The organism is Mycobacterium sp. MYCO198283 (assembly GCF_021213805.1).
Taxonomy (GTDB): Bacteria; Actinomycetota; Actinomycetes; order Mycobacteriales; family Mycobacteriaceae; genus Mycobacterium.
In genome coordinates, this window is sequence record NZ_JAJQJI010000006.1 from 258,801 (window position 1) to 272,494 (window position 13,694).

A 13,694-nucleotide genomic window follows, 5' to 3' on the forward strand; every position below is an offset into this window, starting at 1 on the left:
CGTGTTCGCTGGTGCCGGGCCGCCATAGCCTGCGGGTCAGCCGGTCCGCCCGCTCAGGAGATTCCGAATGCCCGATCCGTCAGCCGCGGCCCCTCTCAGCGGGTGCTTCGTCGCCGAGTGGTACCGACCGCAGCTCAGCCGGCCCGGCTTCGACAGCCTCGTCGCGCTCTTGGACTCCGCCGCAGCGGCGCTCGAAGCGGGCGGGGCGGTCCGGCTGCTCGTCGCGTTCGTGGTGCCCGCCGACGACACCGTCTACGGCGTGTTCGCCGCCGACACCGGCCAGCGAGTGCTGCAGATGTGCAGCCGCGCCGGTGTGCTGCCGCAGCGGATCACCCCGGATACCCACGTCGACGTGCGGCCCGTCGCCAGCTAACCCGCCAGCACGTCGGTGAGATCGCCGGCGATCGGCGCGGCGGTGACGGTGGCCCGCCACCACAGGTCGGCGACCAGCAGTACCCAGCTTCGCAGCGCCACCAGCCCGGCGGCCGCGGCGTCCGGTGCGACCCAGCGGCGCGCCGCCGCCGGATCGACGATCTCGCCCAACCCGCCCGGCGTGGCCAGCAGCCGGCGCAGCGGCGCGTGCAGCCGCGCCGCACCCCACGCGTCCAGCGGCGGCGCGAAGCCGCGTTTCGGCCGGTCGAGGATCGCGTCCGGCACGCAGCCGCGCAGCGATGCGCGCAGCAGTTCCTTGAGCGCGCCGCCCGGTAGCCGCACCGGTCCGGGCAGCCGCGCGGCCAGCTCGACCAGCCGGTGGTCCAGCAGCGGCACGCGGGCCTCCAGCGAGTGCACCATCGACGAGTTGTCCAAGAGCGGCAGCAGCGCCGCCGGCAGCGACAGCGTGCCGTCGAGGTACATGCGGGCCGCCGCCGGGTCGCCCGGTCCCACGACGGAGAGCGCGTCGCGCAGCCGCTGCGCCACCGGGTCGCCGGCAGGCAGTCCCAGCGCCTGCCGGACCTGCGCTTCGGGCAGCACCGACAGCTCCCGCACGTAGCGTTCCACCGGGTCGCCGTCGGCGAGCGTGTAGCGCCCGTAGCCGCCCCAGATCTCGTCGGCGCCGGTGCCACTGAGCACCACGGTGACGTCACGCGCCGCGACGTCGCAGATCGCCAGGCTCGGCAACAGCGCCGGATCACCCAGCGGTTCGGGTAGCCGCGCCGCCAAGGCGGGGAGCCCCTGCAGCGCGTCGACGGCGTCGACGGCCCGGGTGAGCAGCCGAGCGCCCAGTGCGTCGGCGGCCAGCCGCGCATATCGGCCGTCGCCGTCGGGTTCGGAGAAGTCGACGCAGTATCCGGGCGCGTCGCTGCCCAGCTCCCGAGCCGCCCACAGCACGGCGGTCGAATCGATGCCGCCCGACAGCAGCACGCCGACCGGCACGTCGGAGCGCAGCTGCAGCCGCACGGCGTCAACGGTCAGCTCTCGGATGCGGGCGTGCTGGTCGGCGTCGCCCACCTCGCCGTCGGGTGTCGGCCACGTCCACCAGCTGTGCTCGGTGACGGCGCCGGCCCGCCAGCTGACGACGCCGCCCGGCGGCACCTTGTGCACGTCCCGCAGCGGGGTGCGCGGCGCCGGCAGGTGGGTGAGCACCAGCATCTCCGCCATCGCGTCAAGATCCGGGACCCGCGGCAGCTCCGGGTCGAGCAGCAGCGCGGGCAGCTCCGAGGCGAACCGCAGCCGGCCGCCGGCATTGCTCCAGTACAGCGGTTTGACGCCGATCCGGTCGCGCACGAGGTGCACCACGTGCCCGTCGGAGATCGCCAGCGCGAACATCCCGTTGAGCCGGTCGAGGCAGGCGAGCCCCGCCTCCTCGTACAGGTGCGCCACCACCTCGATGTCGCTGCCGGTGGCGAAGCGGTGGCCGCGCCGGACGAGCTCGTCGCGCAGCTCGACGTGGTTGTAGATCTCGCCGTTGCCGACCACCGTGACGCCGCCGACGGTGATGGGCTGCCGCCCGCCGGCGACGTCGATGATCGCCAGCCGCGCGATCCCGAGGCCCACCCCGTCGCCGTCGGTCACCACCGTCTGCCGGTCGTCCGGGCCGCGGTGCTCCAGCGCGCGACACATGTCGTCGACCAGCCGCCACGATGTTCCCGGGCCGGCCGCACCGGCGATTCCGCACATGGCGTGCGGCATACCCGTCGGCGCGGGCCCGAAAGCGGAATGGCGGTTCGGCCGCCGACGTTGCACCACACACGATGACGGCGACTGTGACGATCCCCGCGACCTCTCTTTTCCGCTCCCCCGACTCCCCCACCCTGTGGACGCCCGCGCGTGTCCTGGTGACCCGCTCGGCGGCCGAGCAGCCCCACGGCGCGCAGATCGTCGCGCGCTGCGAGGCGGCCGGCGTCACCGACATCCAGCTGCTCAAGACCGACCGGCTGCCGTCGTCGCGCGCCGACAGCGACCGCGCCGAGTACGCGCTCGCCAAGCGGACCATGGCCGTGGTGGTCGCACCGCCCAGCAAGCGCCGGCTGCAGCCCATCCCGCCGAGCGCCGACTGGCGCATCGACCTCGCGGAGGGCTGTCCGGGCCACTGCCAGTACTGCTACCTCGCCGGCTCGCTCTCCGGCCCGCCGATCACCCGCGTCTACGCCAACCTGCCCGAGATCCTCGCCGAGATGGACGCCCATGTCGGTCAGGGGTCCGTCACGTCGGGCTCGGCGGACCGCTCCGGCGAGGGCACCACGTTCGAGGCGTCCTGCTACACCGATCCGCTCGCGCTCGAGCACCTGACCGGCTCGCTGTCCGCGGCGATCCGCCACGTCGGCACCCGGGCGTGGGCCGGTCCGGTCGGGCTGCGGTTCACCACCAAGTACGACAACGTCGGCCCGCTGCTCGACCTGCCACACGGCGGCCGCACCCGCATCCGGTTCTCGGTCAACGCCGAGGAGATCAGCGGCCGCTTCGAGGGCGGCACCGCAAGGCTGCCCAAGCGCATCGCCGCCCTGCGCGCCGCCGCGGCGGCCGGGTACCCGATCGGGCTGACCATCGCCCCGATCATGCCCATCCCCGACTGGCGCGACGGCTACGGCGCGCTGCTGCGCGACGTCGCCAGTGCGATCGCCGACGTCGACGACGTGGACCTGACCGTCGAGTGCATCACGCACCGGTTCACACCGGGCAGCAAGGACGTGCTGCTCGGCTGGTACCCGCGCACCAAGCTGGAGATGGACGAGGCGGCGCGCACCCGCAAGTTCGGCAAGTTCGGCTCGACCAAGTACGTCTACCCGAAGGACACCATGGCCGAGCTGCGGTCGTGGTTCGCCGCCGAGCTGGCTGCCACGCTGCCGCAGGCCCAGGTGCTGTACTGGACCTGACGACCTACAGGTCGTGCAGCGTCCGCAGCGTCGCCACCACACCGCTGACGTCGGGCTCGGGCGGCAGCACCGGTGCCCCGGGGTCGACGGCAGCCTCACCGATGAGCAGCCGGGCGATGTCGGCGCCGCCGTAGCGCAGCGCGTCGGCGTCGTAACCGCCTTCGAGCACGAACGCCACCCGGCCCTGGCAGACCCGGTCCGCCATCGCGATCGCCTCGGCCGCCAGCCGCGCGTACCCCGCAGCGGTGAGCTGCATGCCGGCGAGCGGGTCCGCCCAGTAGGCGTCGAACCCGACCGAGACGAGGATCAGTTCCGGGCGGTATCGCTCCACCACCGGCCACACCACTTCACCGAAGACGCGGGCATACGCCGCGTCCCCGCCTCCGGGGGGCAGCGGGATGTTCACCGTGTGGCCCGCGCCCGCACCAATCCCGACGTGGGTCGCCGCGCCGGTACCCGGGTAGAGCCGGTGCTGGTGCGCCGAGACGTACAGGACCGACGGGTCGTCGTAGAACATCGCCTCCGTGCCGTTGCCGTGGTGGACGTCGTAGTCGAGGATCGCGATCCGCTGCAGCCCGTGACGGCGCTGCGCGTGCCGGGCGGCGATCGCGACGTTGCCGAGCAGACAGAACCCCATCGCCTGTTCGGGCATCGCGTGGTGACCCGGCGGCCGCATCGCGACGAGGGCGTTGCGCGCGACCCCGCCCAGGATCTGGTCGACCGCCGTCACCGATCCGCCCGCCGACAGCCGCGCGACCGCAAGCGTGTGCGGTCCCGCGTAGGTGTCGGCGTCGAGCATCGTCACGGCGTCCCGGTCGCTGAGGCGTCGCAGCTCGTCCAGATAGTCGGCGCTGTGCACGGCGAGCGCCGCGTCGTCGTCGATCGCCTCGGGCCGCAGCACGCGCAGCCGCTCGAACAACCCGGCCTCGTCGAGGCCGCGCCACACCGCCCGCAACCGGTTCGCGTTCTCCGGATGCCCGGGAAGATCGTGGTCGACGCACCGCGGGTGCGTCACCAGCACGGTCGTCACAGCGTGATCACTCGAGCGAGGGTAACCACCGCGCTGCCCGGGGACTAAGCTGCCGGGTCGTGCCGAAGTCGACGATCGTGCGCATGCGGGTGTTCGCCACGGCGGTGGCCGTGGCGCTGAGCGCGGCCGGCGTCGCGGCGTGCGGCGAGGCCAGCCAGATCGTCACCACCGGGGACAGCCCGCAGCCCACCGCGAGCAGCACCGCGACATCGGACGCGGCACCCGCCGTCGACCCGGGCGCGCTGGCCAACGCGTTCGACTACTACGTACGGCAGAACGGCCGCAGCGGCTACTACTTCACCGCGCCCAGCGGCAGGTGGCGCTGTGCCATCGAGCCCCGGACCCGCGTTGCGTGCCAGGCCAGCGCCGGGTCGGCGATCCCGGTCGCGGGCGCACCGGACAGTGTGGTCGGGCCCGACGGGACCGACATCGCACCGAACACCATCGCGCTGGCCGAGGAGGGCGACGCCCGCTTCGAGTGGTCGGACCCCGCGACGTTCATCGCGGGACCGCCACCGAAACCGTTGCCGTTCGGGAAGATCCTGGCGATCGCCGGCTTCCGGTGCCACATCTCCGAGGCGGTCGGCATCTCATGCCGCAGTGAGCGCAGCGGCAACGGCTTCACCTTCTCCGCGGACGGCTACACGCTGCAGTACACCGCGTCACCGCGCGGCTGAGGACTACTGCGCGTCCGTGCGCGGCGAGTTCGTGCTGGGGTGCTCGCCCCGGGTGAACGGCGGAACGTGCTCGACGGCTCCGGCGGCGCGCCCGAGTCCCTGGCTGATCCGCACCGACGCCGTCGACGCCACCCCGGAGCTGCGACGCGAGAACCGGTCGAGGTTGTCGCGGGCACGGTCGAGCAGCGTCAGCGGCAGCGCGGCGAGCGCGTTGCCCGGTGGGCGCCGCGCCACCACCGGATGCGGTCGCGTCGGGGCGGTGCGGCGCACCAGCTCCCAGGTGCGGCCGAGCGACACCAGCCGTGACGGCGGCACCGCCTCCTGCAGCCGAGGCAGCAGCGCGTCCTCCTCGTCGCGGACGTCCTCCTTGAGCAGCGCCTTGATGCGCTCCCACAGCCGGCGGTGTTCGGCGCTGTCGGGGTCGGTCTTCTCCAGCTCGGTGAAGACCTCGTTGATCTCCTGGTGCTCCTGCTCGATCGTGCGCGTCAGCACCTCGCCGTCGGGCAGCGTCGCCCGGATGGCCGGCCACAGCACCGACTCCTCGGCGAAGGCGTGCGGAAAGACCAGCCGGCACAGATCGGTGAGCAGGTCCTGCCGTTTCCGGCCGGACGCGGCGTCGATGGCGGTCAGCAGGCGGTCGAGCTCAACGTGGTCGCGCTTCTGCCGCACCAGGATGCTGGACGGTCCGCCGAGCTCTGCGTCGGTCTGCTGGGCGAGGGAAACCGGCATCGGCATCTCCTTTCGGGTGGGCTGCACGGCTGGGTGCCCGTCACCGACAAAGGCAAACCTTGGTTTATGGGCAGCGGCGCCGGGTAAGCCGTTGCGACCGCTAAGCAGCAGCGGCCCTCACGGACGCCCACGGTCCGCGTCTCCCGTTTTTTTGAATCGATTTCACTTGGAGTGGCTGATGTTTCGTCATACGGACTACATGCAATTCGACGTCAAGCCCGAAAAGCCCGACCCCGTCTACGCCCGGAAACTGCAGGAGCTGCTCGGCGGCGCCTTCGGCGAGATGACCGTCACGATGCAGTACCTCATGCAGGGCTGGAACTGTCGCATGAAGGGCAAGTACAAAGACCTCATCATGGACATCGCGACCGAGGAGATCGGTCACGTCGAGATGATCGCGACGATGATCGCCCGCCTGCTCGAGAGCGCGCCCGCCACCGACTCCACCGAGAACGCGCTCGGCGACCCGGTGGTCGCCGCGGTGATGGGCGGGATGGATCCGCAGCACGCAATCGTCTCCGGCGGCGCGCCGACGCTGTCGGACAGCCAGGGCTCGCCCTGGAACGGCAAGTTCGTCGTGGCGTCGGGCAACCTGCTCGCCGACTTCCGCGCCAACGTGGCCGCCGAGGCACAGGGCCGCGTGCAGACCGCGCGGCTGTGGCACATGACCGACGATCCCGGCGTCAAGGCGATGCTGAAGTTCAACCTCGCCCGCGACACCTACCACCAGAACATGTGGCTCGCGGCGATCGAGGAATTGCAGGCCGACGGGTTGGAGGGCGTCATCGCCCCGAACGACCTGCTCGACGAGGAGTACGAGGAGCACGCCAGCACGCTGTGGCACCTGTCGGACGGAACGGAGTCCGACAAGGGCCGCTGGATCGGACCGCTTCCCGACGGCCGCCACACCGGCCGGTTCCTGGCCGACCCGCAGCCGCTGGGCGACCGGCAGTCCGGCCCGCCGCCGGACCCGAAGCTCTACTGCACCTACGACGGTGCGATGGGTGAGCCGCGCACGCCGTCCTTCGGCACCGAGAAGGGCGTGATGGGCAAGCTCAAGGACGCGATCGACCCGGACAAGACGTAGTCGCGGGCCCGGGCGACGAAGCGACCGGGAAACGCAGGGCCGGCGCGGCCGTAGCAGCTACGGCCGCGCCGCCCGCCACCACCGGTAGCCGCCGTACACCGCGGCGGCCACCAACCCGTTGACGAAGTAGGCGACGTCGGCGCCGTGCCAGGCCCTGGCGACCGCACCGGCGAGCAGCTCGGTGTTCATGAACGGCACGGCCACCACATAGGCGACGACGAACGCGATAACCGCGACGGCGGCGTCGCGCGGGTCGGTGGTCTCGTCGGCTGGGTTCAGCGTCGCGCGGCCCCGGGCGCGCAGCCGCCAGTCGATGACCACCACGGCCACGAACGCCGGGATCCAGTAGCTCGCGAAGAGCAGCACCTGCTCGAACCGCTCGGCGGTGTTGCCGGCGTGCAGCCACAGCACCACCACGAACGCGGTCGCGGTGACCACCACCGCCGAGACCGGCCGGCGCAGCCGCACCCCCACGGTCTGCAGCGCGAGCGACCCGCTGTAGTCGTTCATCACCCCGGACCCCACCGATGCCAGCGCGATCACCGCCAGCGCCAACGCCCCGATGACGCCGCCGCCCATCACGTCGCGCACGCCGGCCGCCGTGTGCTCGCCGACGACGCCCGCCGCCGCGATGCCGATTGCCTGCACGAACGCGTAGGCGACCACGATGCCGGCGAAGCTGAACGCGAAGACCCGCAGCCGCGACGCGGTGGCGGGCAGGTAGCGGCTGAAGTCGGCGGCGTAGGTGGCCCACGAGATCGACAGGCTGAACGCGACCGTCACCTCGAAGACGAAGGCGCCGGCCAGGTCCGCGCCCGACACCGTTGCGGGCGTGACGATCTGGTGGCCGCGGACCAGCTGCACCGCGAACACCACGAACGTGGCGAAGAGCACCACCGTCAGCACGGCCTGAATGCGGTGGATCACCTCGTAGCCGAAGAAGCCGACGACGCCCTGCACGGCGAGCACCACCAGCACGCCCACCCAGAACGGGATGCCGAGCAGCACCGCCAGCGCCTCGCCGCCGAACAGCCCGACCAGCGCATCCCACGCGATCGACGACACCCATTGCAGCGCACCGGGAAGCACGACCGCGCGGCCGAACGCCATGCGCGCCGCGGGCAGTTGGGCGGTGCCGGTGCGGGGACCCCACGTCGAGAGGTAGCCGACCACGAGCGAGCCCAGCACGGTGCCGATCAGCATGGCGAGCAGGCCCAGCCAGAAGCCCAGCCCCAGCCCGATCGCGAGCGTGCCGGTGAAGACGCCCGTCATGTTGACCTGCGGCGCGAACCACACCGTGAACAGCCGGGCCGGGGAGCCGTAACGCCCCGATTCCGGCACCGGCGCGATGCCATGGGTTTCGACCGACAGGTCGCCGGCGTGCGACGGCCGGCGTCCGGCAAACACGGAAGACGTCATGGCCGGAAAGCGTAGTTCGCCCGTGCCCAGCCCGCCCCGCCGCCGCGTCCATTGCTTAGCCGACATAATGATCCGGTGCAGCGGGTGGCGGGGTCGGCGGCGGAGACGACGCCGCGCGTTCGGCGCGGCTTGATCGCCGCGATGAGCGTCGTCGTGCTCACCGTCGCCGTGCTGCAGACCGCGGTGGTGCCGATCCTCGGGATCATCGCCCGGCAGCTCGACGCCTCGACGGTGGCGGTCAGTTGGACGGTGACCGGGAACCTGCTGGCCGCCGCGGCGGCCACACCGCTGCTCAGCCGTCTGGCTGACCTGCACAGCAAGCGCCGCGTGCTGCTCGGAGTGCTCGCCGTGGTGCTCGTGGGATCGCTGCTCGGCGCGCTGACGGCGTCGCTGCCCCTGCTGATCGCCGCGCGCGTCCTGCAGGGCGTGTCCTTCGCGCTGTATCCGATCTGCGTCGCGATCCTGCGCGAGGAGTTGCCCGCGGACCGGTTGGTGTCGGCGATGGCGGTGCTGTCGGGCACATTGGGCTTCGGCGGCGGCGCCGGCCTGGTGGTCACCGGCCTGGTGATGAATGGTGACGCCGGCTATCACCGGGTGTTCTGGCTCGCCACCGGCTTCTCCGTCGCTGTGCTCGCCGTCGTGGCGCTCGCGGTCCCCGAGCGGCCGCGGTCCGGCGGCGGCCCCATCGACTGGCTGGGTGCCGCCGGGCTGGCCGCGGGCCTGTCCGCGGTGCTGCTGGCGATCACCCAGGGCGGGTCCTGGGGCTGGGATTCGCCCCGTTCGCTGGGCTGCGCCGCGGTCGGCGTCGGGGTGCTCGTCGGCTGGTGGCGTTGGGAGCGGCGGGCGCCGCGTCCGCTGGTGTCGACCGCGATGCTGTCGCGGCGGGCGATGCTGATGACGAACGTCGCGACCGTGTTCGTCGGCATGGGGCTGTATCTCGCCTTTCTGGGGCTGACGCTGTTCGTGCAGACGCCGCGAGCCGCCGGCTACGGGTTCGGGGCCACGGTGCTCTACGCCAGCGTCGTGTTCTTGCTGCCCGGCGCGTTCGCGGGCTTCGTGCTGGCGTTGGTCAGCGGCCGGTTCATCGACCGCTTCGGCGCCCGGCCCGTGCTGGCGACCGGTGCGCTGCTGGGCGTCGTCGGGTTCGCGCTGCTCGCGGTGCTGCACGATGAGCCGTGGCAGGTGGTGGTGGCGGGAATCTTCGCCAACGGCTACGTCAGCCTGGCCTACGGCGCGCTGCCGGCGCTGGTGGTGGCCGAGGCTCGACCATCGGAGACCGGCGTGGCGACCGGGATGAACGCGATCGCCCGCACCGTCGGCAGCTCGACCGCCGCGGCATTCGTGGCGGTGCTGCTCGGCAGCGCCGGTGCTGCCGTTCCGCCCGAGCGCAGTTACGTCGCGATCTTCGGCTGCGGGGCGGCCACCGCGGCCCTGGCGATGGCGCTCATCCTGGCGTCCGGGGTGTCGGCGCGTCCCGGCTCACCGGCCACCGCGGTGGACAGGCGGGCGATGAACCACGAGTGGGGCTGAGGCGTCAGCGCCGGGGTGGGCGCAGCAGGTCCTGCCCGCTGAAGTCGATCTGCGCGTCCGGGTTGCTGACGGCGGTGATCGTGCCGGACCCGAACGGCCCGCGGTCGTCGAACAACGTCGCCGTGCCGACCGCGATGCCGTCGGCGGTCCAGTGCGCGTCTGCCTGCACGCCCACCCACCGGCCGACGGGCAGCCGGACGAGCGCCACGGTCAGGTCGCCGTTGATGTAGCCGACGCCCGCCGTGCCGAGATTGGTCACCAGGCTGGTGCTCTCGGCGACGACGGCCGCGCGCACGAACGCCGACGGTTCCTCACCGTCGAGCACCGGCACCGGCTTGTTGTAGAACCGCTTGCGGGCGGTGTTCTGGTGGTCGCCCGGCGAGCGGGTCCAGCCGCCGTCCCCGCTGCTGACATACGGCCACGGCGCATCGTCGACCTGCGGGCGCTCGAACTCCGCTGCGGTGCACCATTCTTCGCCTCGCGGTGGCGCCGACCTGCGGTACTGCACGAGGGTGGCGCGAGCGACGACAGCGCCGCCCTGCACGACGTCGCAGTCGGCGACGCGCACCCGGCGGCCGTCGCGGACGGTGCGCAGCTCGGTCGCGGTGGGCACGCCGCGGGCGGCCTTGAACAGGTCGACCGTCAGCCGGGCCGGCTGGAACGCGGGGTCGCCGTAGCGCTGTTCGAGCACCGTGGCCGCCAGCCCGACGATCGCCGGCCCGTTGAGATGGTCATCGCCCCAATGACTCTGCGCCAGCCGCGTCGGCAGGAAACGCCCGTCGGGACCGCGTCGGAAGGTCGACATCGGCTCCGGTCCGGTGGCGGTCATCCGCGCATCTTCGCACGCCCGCCGGTTCGTTCCCGCCGGTCGGGTGGGCACGTTTGTCAATCAGGTGACGCGGGAATGACATCGCTCATGTTGATCCGCAGAGTCGCACGCCCCCTGCTGTCCGCTGTCTTCATCGGTCAGGGCATCGAGGCCCTACGCAGCCCCACTCCGGCTGTGGAGGCCGCCCGCCCCACCGTCGAAGGCCTCCAGAAGTTGCCCGAACCCGTGTCGTCGAAGGTTCCCGAGGACGTCGAGACGTTCGCGAAGATCGTCGCGGGCGTTCAGATCGGCGGCGGCGTGCTGCTCGCCACCGGCAAGCTGCCGCGCGTCGCGTCCGCCGCGCTCGCGCTGACGGTGATCCCCGGCAACCTCGGCTCGCACATGTTCTGGGACGAATCGGACCCGGCGCGCAAGGCGGAACTGCGGCGCGGTTTCCTGACCGACCTCAGCCTGCTGGGCGGGCTGATCATCGCCTCGGTCGACACCGAGGGCAAGCCTTCGCTCGGCTGGCGGGGCCGCCGCGCGGCACGCAAGGTGTCTGACAAGGTGTCCTCGGCGCTGCCCGTCGGCGGCGCGGCGGCGGGCGGTCTGCTCGACTCCGAGCTGGCCGAGAAACTGCAGCAGGGTCTGCACACCGGCGCGGAGCGCAGCCGCGAGCTGGCCGCCGTCGCCGCCGAGCGGGCGGCCGAACGGGGCAGCGAGCTCGCCGAGGTGGCCCGCGACCGCGGCCCGAAGCTGGCGGAGACCGCGAAGAAGCGGGGTACCAAGCTGGCCGAGGTGGCGCGCGATCGCAGCGCGGAACTGGCCGAGGTGGCGCTGCCGCGGGTGGCGGAGCTGGCCGAACTGGCCCGCGACCGGGGGTCCGACCTCGCCGAGGTGGCCCGCGATCGCGGGCTGGACGTCGCCGACCGGGCGCGTGATCGCAGCGCCGAGCTCGCCGAGGTGGCGCGGGCCCGCAGCGCCGAGCTGGCCGCCGCCGCCCAGGCCCGCAGCGCCGAGCTCGCCGCGACCTCGCGCAAGCAGGCTCGCAAGCAGGCGAAGAAGGCCAAGAAGAACCTGCGCTGACGGACCGAGCGAGTCGGCCGCCTGTCCCCTGGGCAGGCGGCCGATTCTCGTCCTACAGGAAGATCCCGAGGAGCAGCGCGAATCCCAGACCGGTCACCGACAGCACGGTCTCCATGAGCGACCAGGTCGAGAGGGTCTGGCCGACCGACATCCCGAAGAACTCCTTGACCAGCCAGAAGCCGGCGTCGTTGACGTGGGAGAAGAACAGCGAGCCCGCGCCGACCGCCAGCACCACCAGCGAGATCTCGGCGGCTCCGAGGCCGGCGACCAGTTGCACCATGAGCCCCGACGCGGTCGTCGTCGCCACGGTGGCCGAACCCGTCGCCAGCCGGATCGACACCGCCACGATCCAGGCGAGCAGGATCACCGACACGTCGGCGCGCTGCGCCCAGTCGGCCAGCATGGTGCCGATGCCGGTGTCGACCAGGATCTCCTTGAACCCGCCGCCGGCGGCGACGATCAGGATGATCCCCGCGACCGGCGGCAACGACGACTCGACGCAGGCGGTGAGCTGACCGCGGTTCATCCCGGACCCGAGGCCGAGCGTGAACATGCCGACCACCACCGCGATCAGCAGCGCGATGAACGGTGTGCCGAGCGCGTCGAGCACCACCCGGACCGCGTTGTCCTCGTCGGCAACGACGATCTCCGCCAACGCCTTGCCCATCATGAGGAAGACGGGGAGCAGCACCGACACCAGCGTGATCGCGAACGACGGACGGTGCAGGCCGTCGGCGGCGCGGGAACCGGCGCCCGCTGACGGTGGGCGGTCGTCGTCGGCGGTGAAACGGTTCGGCACCGCGACGTTCACCCAGCGGGCGGCGACCATCGCGAACAGCGGCCCGGCGATGACGACGGTCGGGATCGCCACCAGCACGCCGAGTCCGAGCGTCACGCCGAGGTCGGCGCCCAGGGTGTTGATCGCCAGCAGCGGACCGGGGTGCGGTGGCACCAGGCCGTGCATCGCGGACAGCCCGGCCAAAGCGGGAATCCCCACCGCGACCAGCGACAAGCCGGACCTGCGGGCCACCAGGTAGATGACCGGCATCAGCAGCACCAAGCCGATCTCGAAGAACATCGGCAGACCGATGACGGCGCCGACGAGCGCCATCGCCCACGGCAGCGCGCGGGCCGACGCGTGACCGACGATGGTGTCGACGATCTGGTCGGCCCCGCCGGAATCCGCGAGCAGCTTCGCGAACATCGCGCCCAGGGCGATGAGGATGCCCACGCCCGCCGCGGTGGTGCCGAAACCCTTGCTGAACCACTCCAGGACCGTGCCGAGACCCACACCGGCGAGCAGGCCGACGGTGAGCGAACCGAAGATCAACGCCAGGAACGGATGCAGCTTCGCGACAACGATCAGCGCCACGATCACCGCGATGCCCACCAGCGCGGCGACGATCAGCTGCCCACCGGCAGCGACAGGCTCGACCCGGTCCGCGGCGAGCAGTGCGGCCGTGCTCATCGGTGCTCCTGTTCCGCGGCGACATACGCCTCGACGATCGCGTCGATGCTCTGGTCGACGTCGATGGTGATACCGCGTTCGTCGGGCTCCAGTGGCTCCAGCGTCGCGAACTGCGAGGCCAGCAGCGACGCCGGCATGAAGTGGCCGGGTCGGCTGGCCTGCCGGCGGGCGATCACCTCGGGGGACCCGCCGAGGTGCACGAAGACGACGTCGGCGCAGTGGCAGCGCAGCGTGTCGCGGTAGTGCCGCTTGAGCGCCGAGCAGCTCATCACCCCGCCATCGCGGTGCTCCTGCAGCCACTCGCCGATGACGGCCAGCCACGGCTCCCGGTCGACGTCGTCGAGCGCCTCACCGGCCGTCATCTTCGCGATGTTGGCGGGCGGATGGAAGTCGTCGGCGTCGGCGAACGGCACCCGCAGCCGCTGCGCCAGCGCGGCACCCACTGTCGACTTCCCCGAACCGGACACCCCCATCACGACGATCGGTGCCCGCATGCGAAGAACCTACCGCGATGTGCGCGGGATCGATCCCGTCAGCCGATCATTC

General features: G+C 72.1%; 13 protein-coding genes. 6 read left to right on the forward strand and 7 right to left on the reverse strand.

The features are described 5' to 3' along the window. Positions 1–67 precede the first annotated feature (67 nt). Positions 68–373 carry a hypothetical protein gene (locus LV457_RS13820; protein ID WP_232171763.1) on the forward strand — a complete coding sequence of 102 codons (306 nt, stop codon included), beginning with the start codon at positions 68–70 and terminating at the stop codon, positions 371–373. Here the strand turns inward: LV457_RS13820 and asnB are convergent. Next, complete coding sequence (asnB, locus tag LV457_RS13825) at positions 370–2,118, reverse strand: asparagine synthase (glutamine-hydrolyzing) (RefSeq protein WP_232171764.1); 1,749 nt, start codon at positions 2,116–2,118, stop codon at positions 370–372. The two genes, LV457_RS13820 and asnB, sit on opposite strands and share 4 nt — an antisense overlap. Positions 2,119–2,204: 86 nt before the next feature. On the opposite strand from asnB, the gene LV457_RS13830 reads away from it, so the two are divergent. Then, positions 2,205–3,314 carry a spore photoproduct lyase family protein gene (locus tag LV457_RS13830; RefSeq protein ID WP_232171765.1) on the forward strand — a complete coding sequence of 370 codons (1,110 nt, stop codon included), beginning with the start codon at positions 2,205–2,207 and terminating at the stop codon, positions 3,312–3,314. Between the two features lie 4 nt (positions 3,315–3,318). Here the strand turns inward: LV457_RS13830 and LV457_RS13835 are convergent, their stop codons facing one another. Continuing rightward, a complete protein-coding gene (locus tag LV457_RS13835) occupies positions 3,319–4,344 on the reverse strand; it encodes a histone deacetylase (RefSeq protein WP_232171767.1) in 1,026 nt (341 codons plus the stop codon). A gap of 59 nt (positions 4,345–4,403) precedes the next feature. On the opposite strand from LV457_RS13835, the gene LV457_RS13840 reads away from it, so the two are divergent. Then, complete coding sequence (locus LV457_RS13840) at positions 4,404–5,021, forward strand: hypothetical protein (RefSeq protein ID WP_232171768.1); 618 nt, start codon at positions 4,404–4,406, stop codon at positions 5,019–5,021. A gap of 3 nt (positions 5,022–5,024) precedes the next feature. Here LV457_RS13840 and LV457_RS13845 read toward each other — a convergent pair whose 3' ends face one another. After that, on the reverse strand, positions 5,025–5,750 hold the full coding sequence (locus LV457_RS13845; protein ID WP_232171769.1) for a hemerythrin domain-containing protein: 726 nt from the start codon (positions 5,748–5,750) through the stop codon (positions 5,025–5,027). Between the two features lie 178 nt (positions 5,751–5,928). Here LV457_RS13845 and LV457_RS13850 point away from each other — a divergent pair, with 178 nt between their 5' ends. After that, complete coding sequence (locus LV457_RS13850; RefSeq protein WP_232171770.1) at positions 5,929–6,837, forward strand: manganese catalase family protein; 909 nt, start codon at positions 5,929–5,931, stop codon at positions 6,835–6,837. 57 nt (positions 6,838–6,894) lie between these two features. Here the strand turns inward: LV457_RS13850 and LV457_RS13855 are convergent, their stop codons facing one another. Beyond that, on the reverse strand, positions 6,895–8,256 hold the full coding sequence (locus tag LV457_RS13855; RefSeq protein WP_232171771.1) for a cytosine permease: 1,362 nt from the start codon (positions 8,254–8,256) through the stop codon (positions 6,895–6,897). Positions 8,257–8,397: 141 nt separating this feature from the next. Here LV457_RS13855 and LV457_RS13860 point away from each other — a divergent pair, with 141 nt between their 5' ends. Next, entirely contained in the window at positions 8,398–9,786 is a 1,389-nt protein-coding gene (locus LV457_RS13860; RefSeq protein WP_232171844.1) for an MFS transporter, read from the forward strand. A 4-nt stretch (positions 9,787–9,790) separates the two neighbouring features. Here LV457_RS13860 and LV457_RS13865 read toward each other — a convergent pair whose 3' ends face one another. Continuing rightward, positions 9,791–10,615: an acyl-CoA thioesterase domain-containing protein gene (locus LV457_RS13865; protein WP_232171772.1), complete on the reverse strand. Its 825-nt coding sequence runs from the start codon at positions 10,613–10,615 to the stop codon at positions 9,791–9,793. A gap of 87 nt (positions 10,616–10,702) precedes the next feature. Here LV457_RS13865 and LV457_RS13870 point away from each other — a divergent pair, with 87 nt between their 5' ends. After that, a complete protein-coding gene (locus LV457_RS13870; protein ID WP_232171773.1) occupies positions 10,703–11,680 on the forward strand; it encodes a DoxX family protein in 978 nt (325 codons plus the stop codon). Positions 11,681–11,732: 52 nt separating this feature from the next. On the opposite strand, the gene LV457_RS13875 is transcribed toward LV457_RS13870, so the two are convergent. Together LV457_RS13875 and LV457_RS13880 are read right to left on the reverse strand one after the other, a co-directional pair. Then, on the reverse strand, positions 11,733–13,148 hold the full coding sequence (locus LV457_RS13875; RefSeq protein ID WP_232171774.1) for a GntP family permease: 1,416 nt from the start codon (positions 13,146–13,148) through the stop codon (positions 11,733–11,735). After that, the gene (locus LV457_RS13880; RefSeq protein WP_232171775.1) at positions 13,145–13,642 is read right to left on the reverse strand and encodes a gluconokinase; all 498 of its coding nucleotides are present in this window, start codon (positions 13,640–13,642) and stop codon (positions 13,145–13,147) included. Before LV457_RS13880 ends, LV457_RS13875 begins: the two co-directional genes overlap by 4 nt. Between the last annotated feature and the right edge of the window lie 52 nt (positions 13,643–13,694).

Excerpts from the sequence above, each read along its gene's own strand:
- LV457_RS13865 (WP_232171772.1), bottom strand. The coding sequence starts at position 10,615 with ATGACCGCCACCGGACCGGAGCCGATGTCGACCTTCCGACGCGGTCCC.
- LV457_RS13845 (WP_232171769.1), bottom strand. The coding sequence starts at position 5,750 with ATGCCGGTTTCCCTCGCCCAGCAGACCGACGCAGAGCTCGGCGGACCG.
- LV457_RS13820 (WP_232171763.1), top strand. The coding sequence starts at position 68 with ATGCCCGATCCGTCAGCCGCGGCCCCTCTCAGCGGGTGCTTCGTCGCC.
- LV457_RS13860 (WP_232171844.1), top strand. The coding sequence starts at position 8,398 with ATGAGCGTCGTCGTGCTCACCGTCGCCGTGCTGCAGACCGCGGTGGTG.
- LV457_RS13850 (WP_232171770.1), top strand. The coding sequence starts at position 5,929 with ATGTTTCGTCATACGGACTACATGCAATTCGACGTCAAGCCCGAAAAG.
- asnB (WP_232171764.1), bottom strand. The coding sequence starts at position 2,118 with ATGTGCGGAATCGCCGGTGCGGCCGGCCCGGGAACATCGTGGCGGCTG.
- LV457_RS13855 (WP_232171771.1), bottom strand. The coding sequence starts at position 8,256 with ATGACGTCTTCCGTGTTTGCCGGACGCCGGCCGTCGCACGCCGGCGAC.
- LV457_RS13870 (WP_232171773.1), top strand. The coding sequence starts at position 10,703 with ATGTTGATCCGCAGAGTCGCACGCCCCCTGCTGTCCGCTGTCTTCATC.
- LV457_RS13875 (WP_232171774.1), bottom strand. The coding sequence starts at position 13,148 with ATGAGCACGGCCGCACTGCTCGCCGCGGACCGGGTCGAGCCTGTCGCT.
- LV457_RS13880 (WP_232171775.1), bottom strand. The coding sequence starts at position 13,642 with ATGCGGGCACCGATCGTCGTGATGGGGGTGTCCGGTTCGGGGAAGTCG.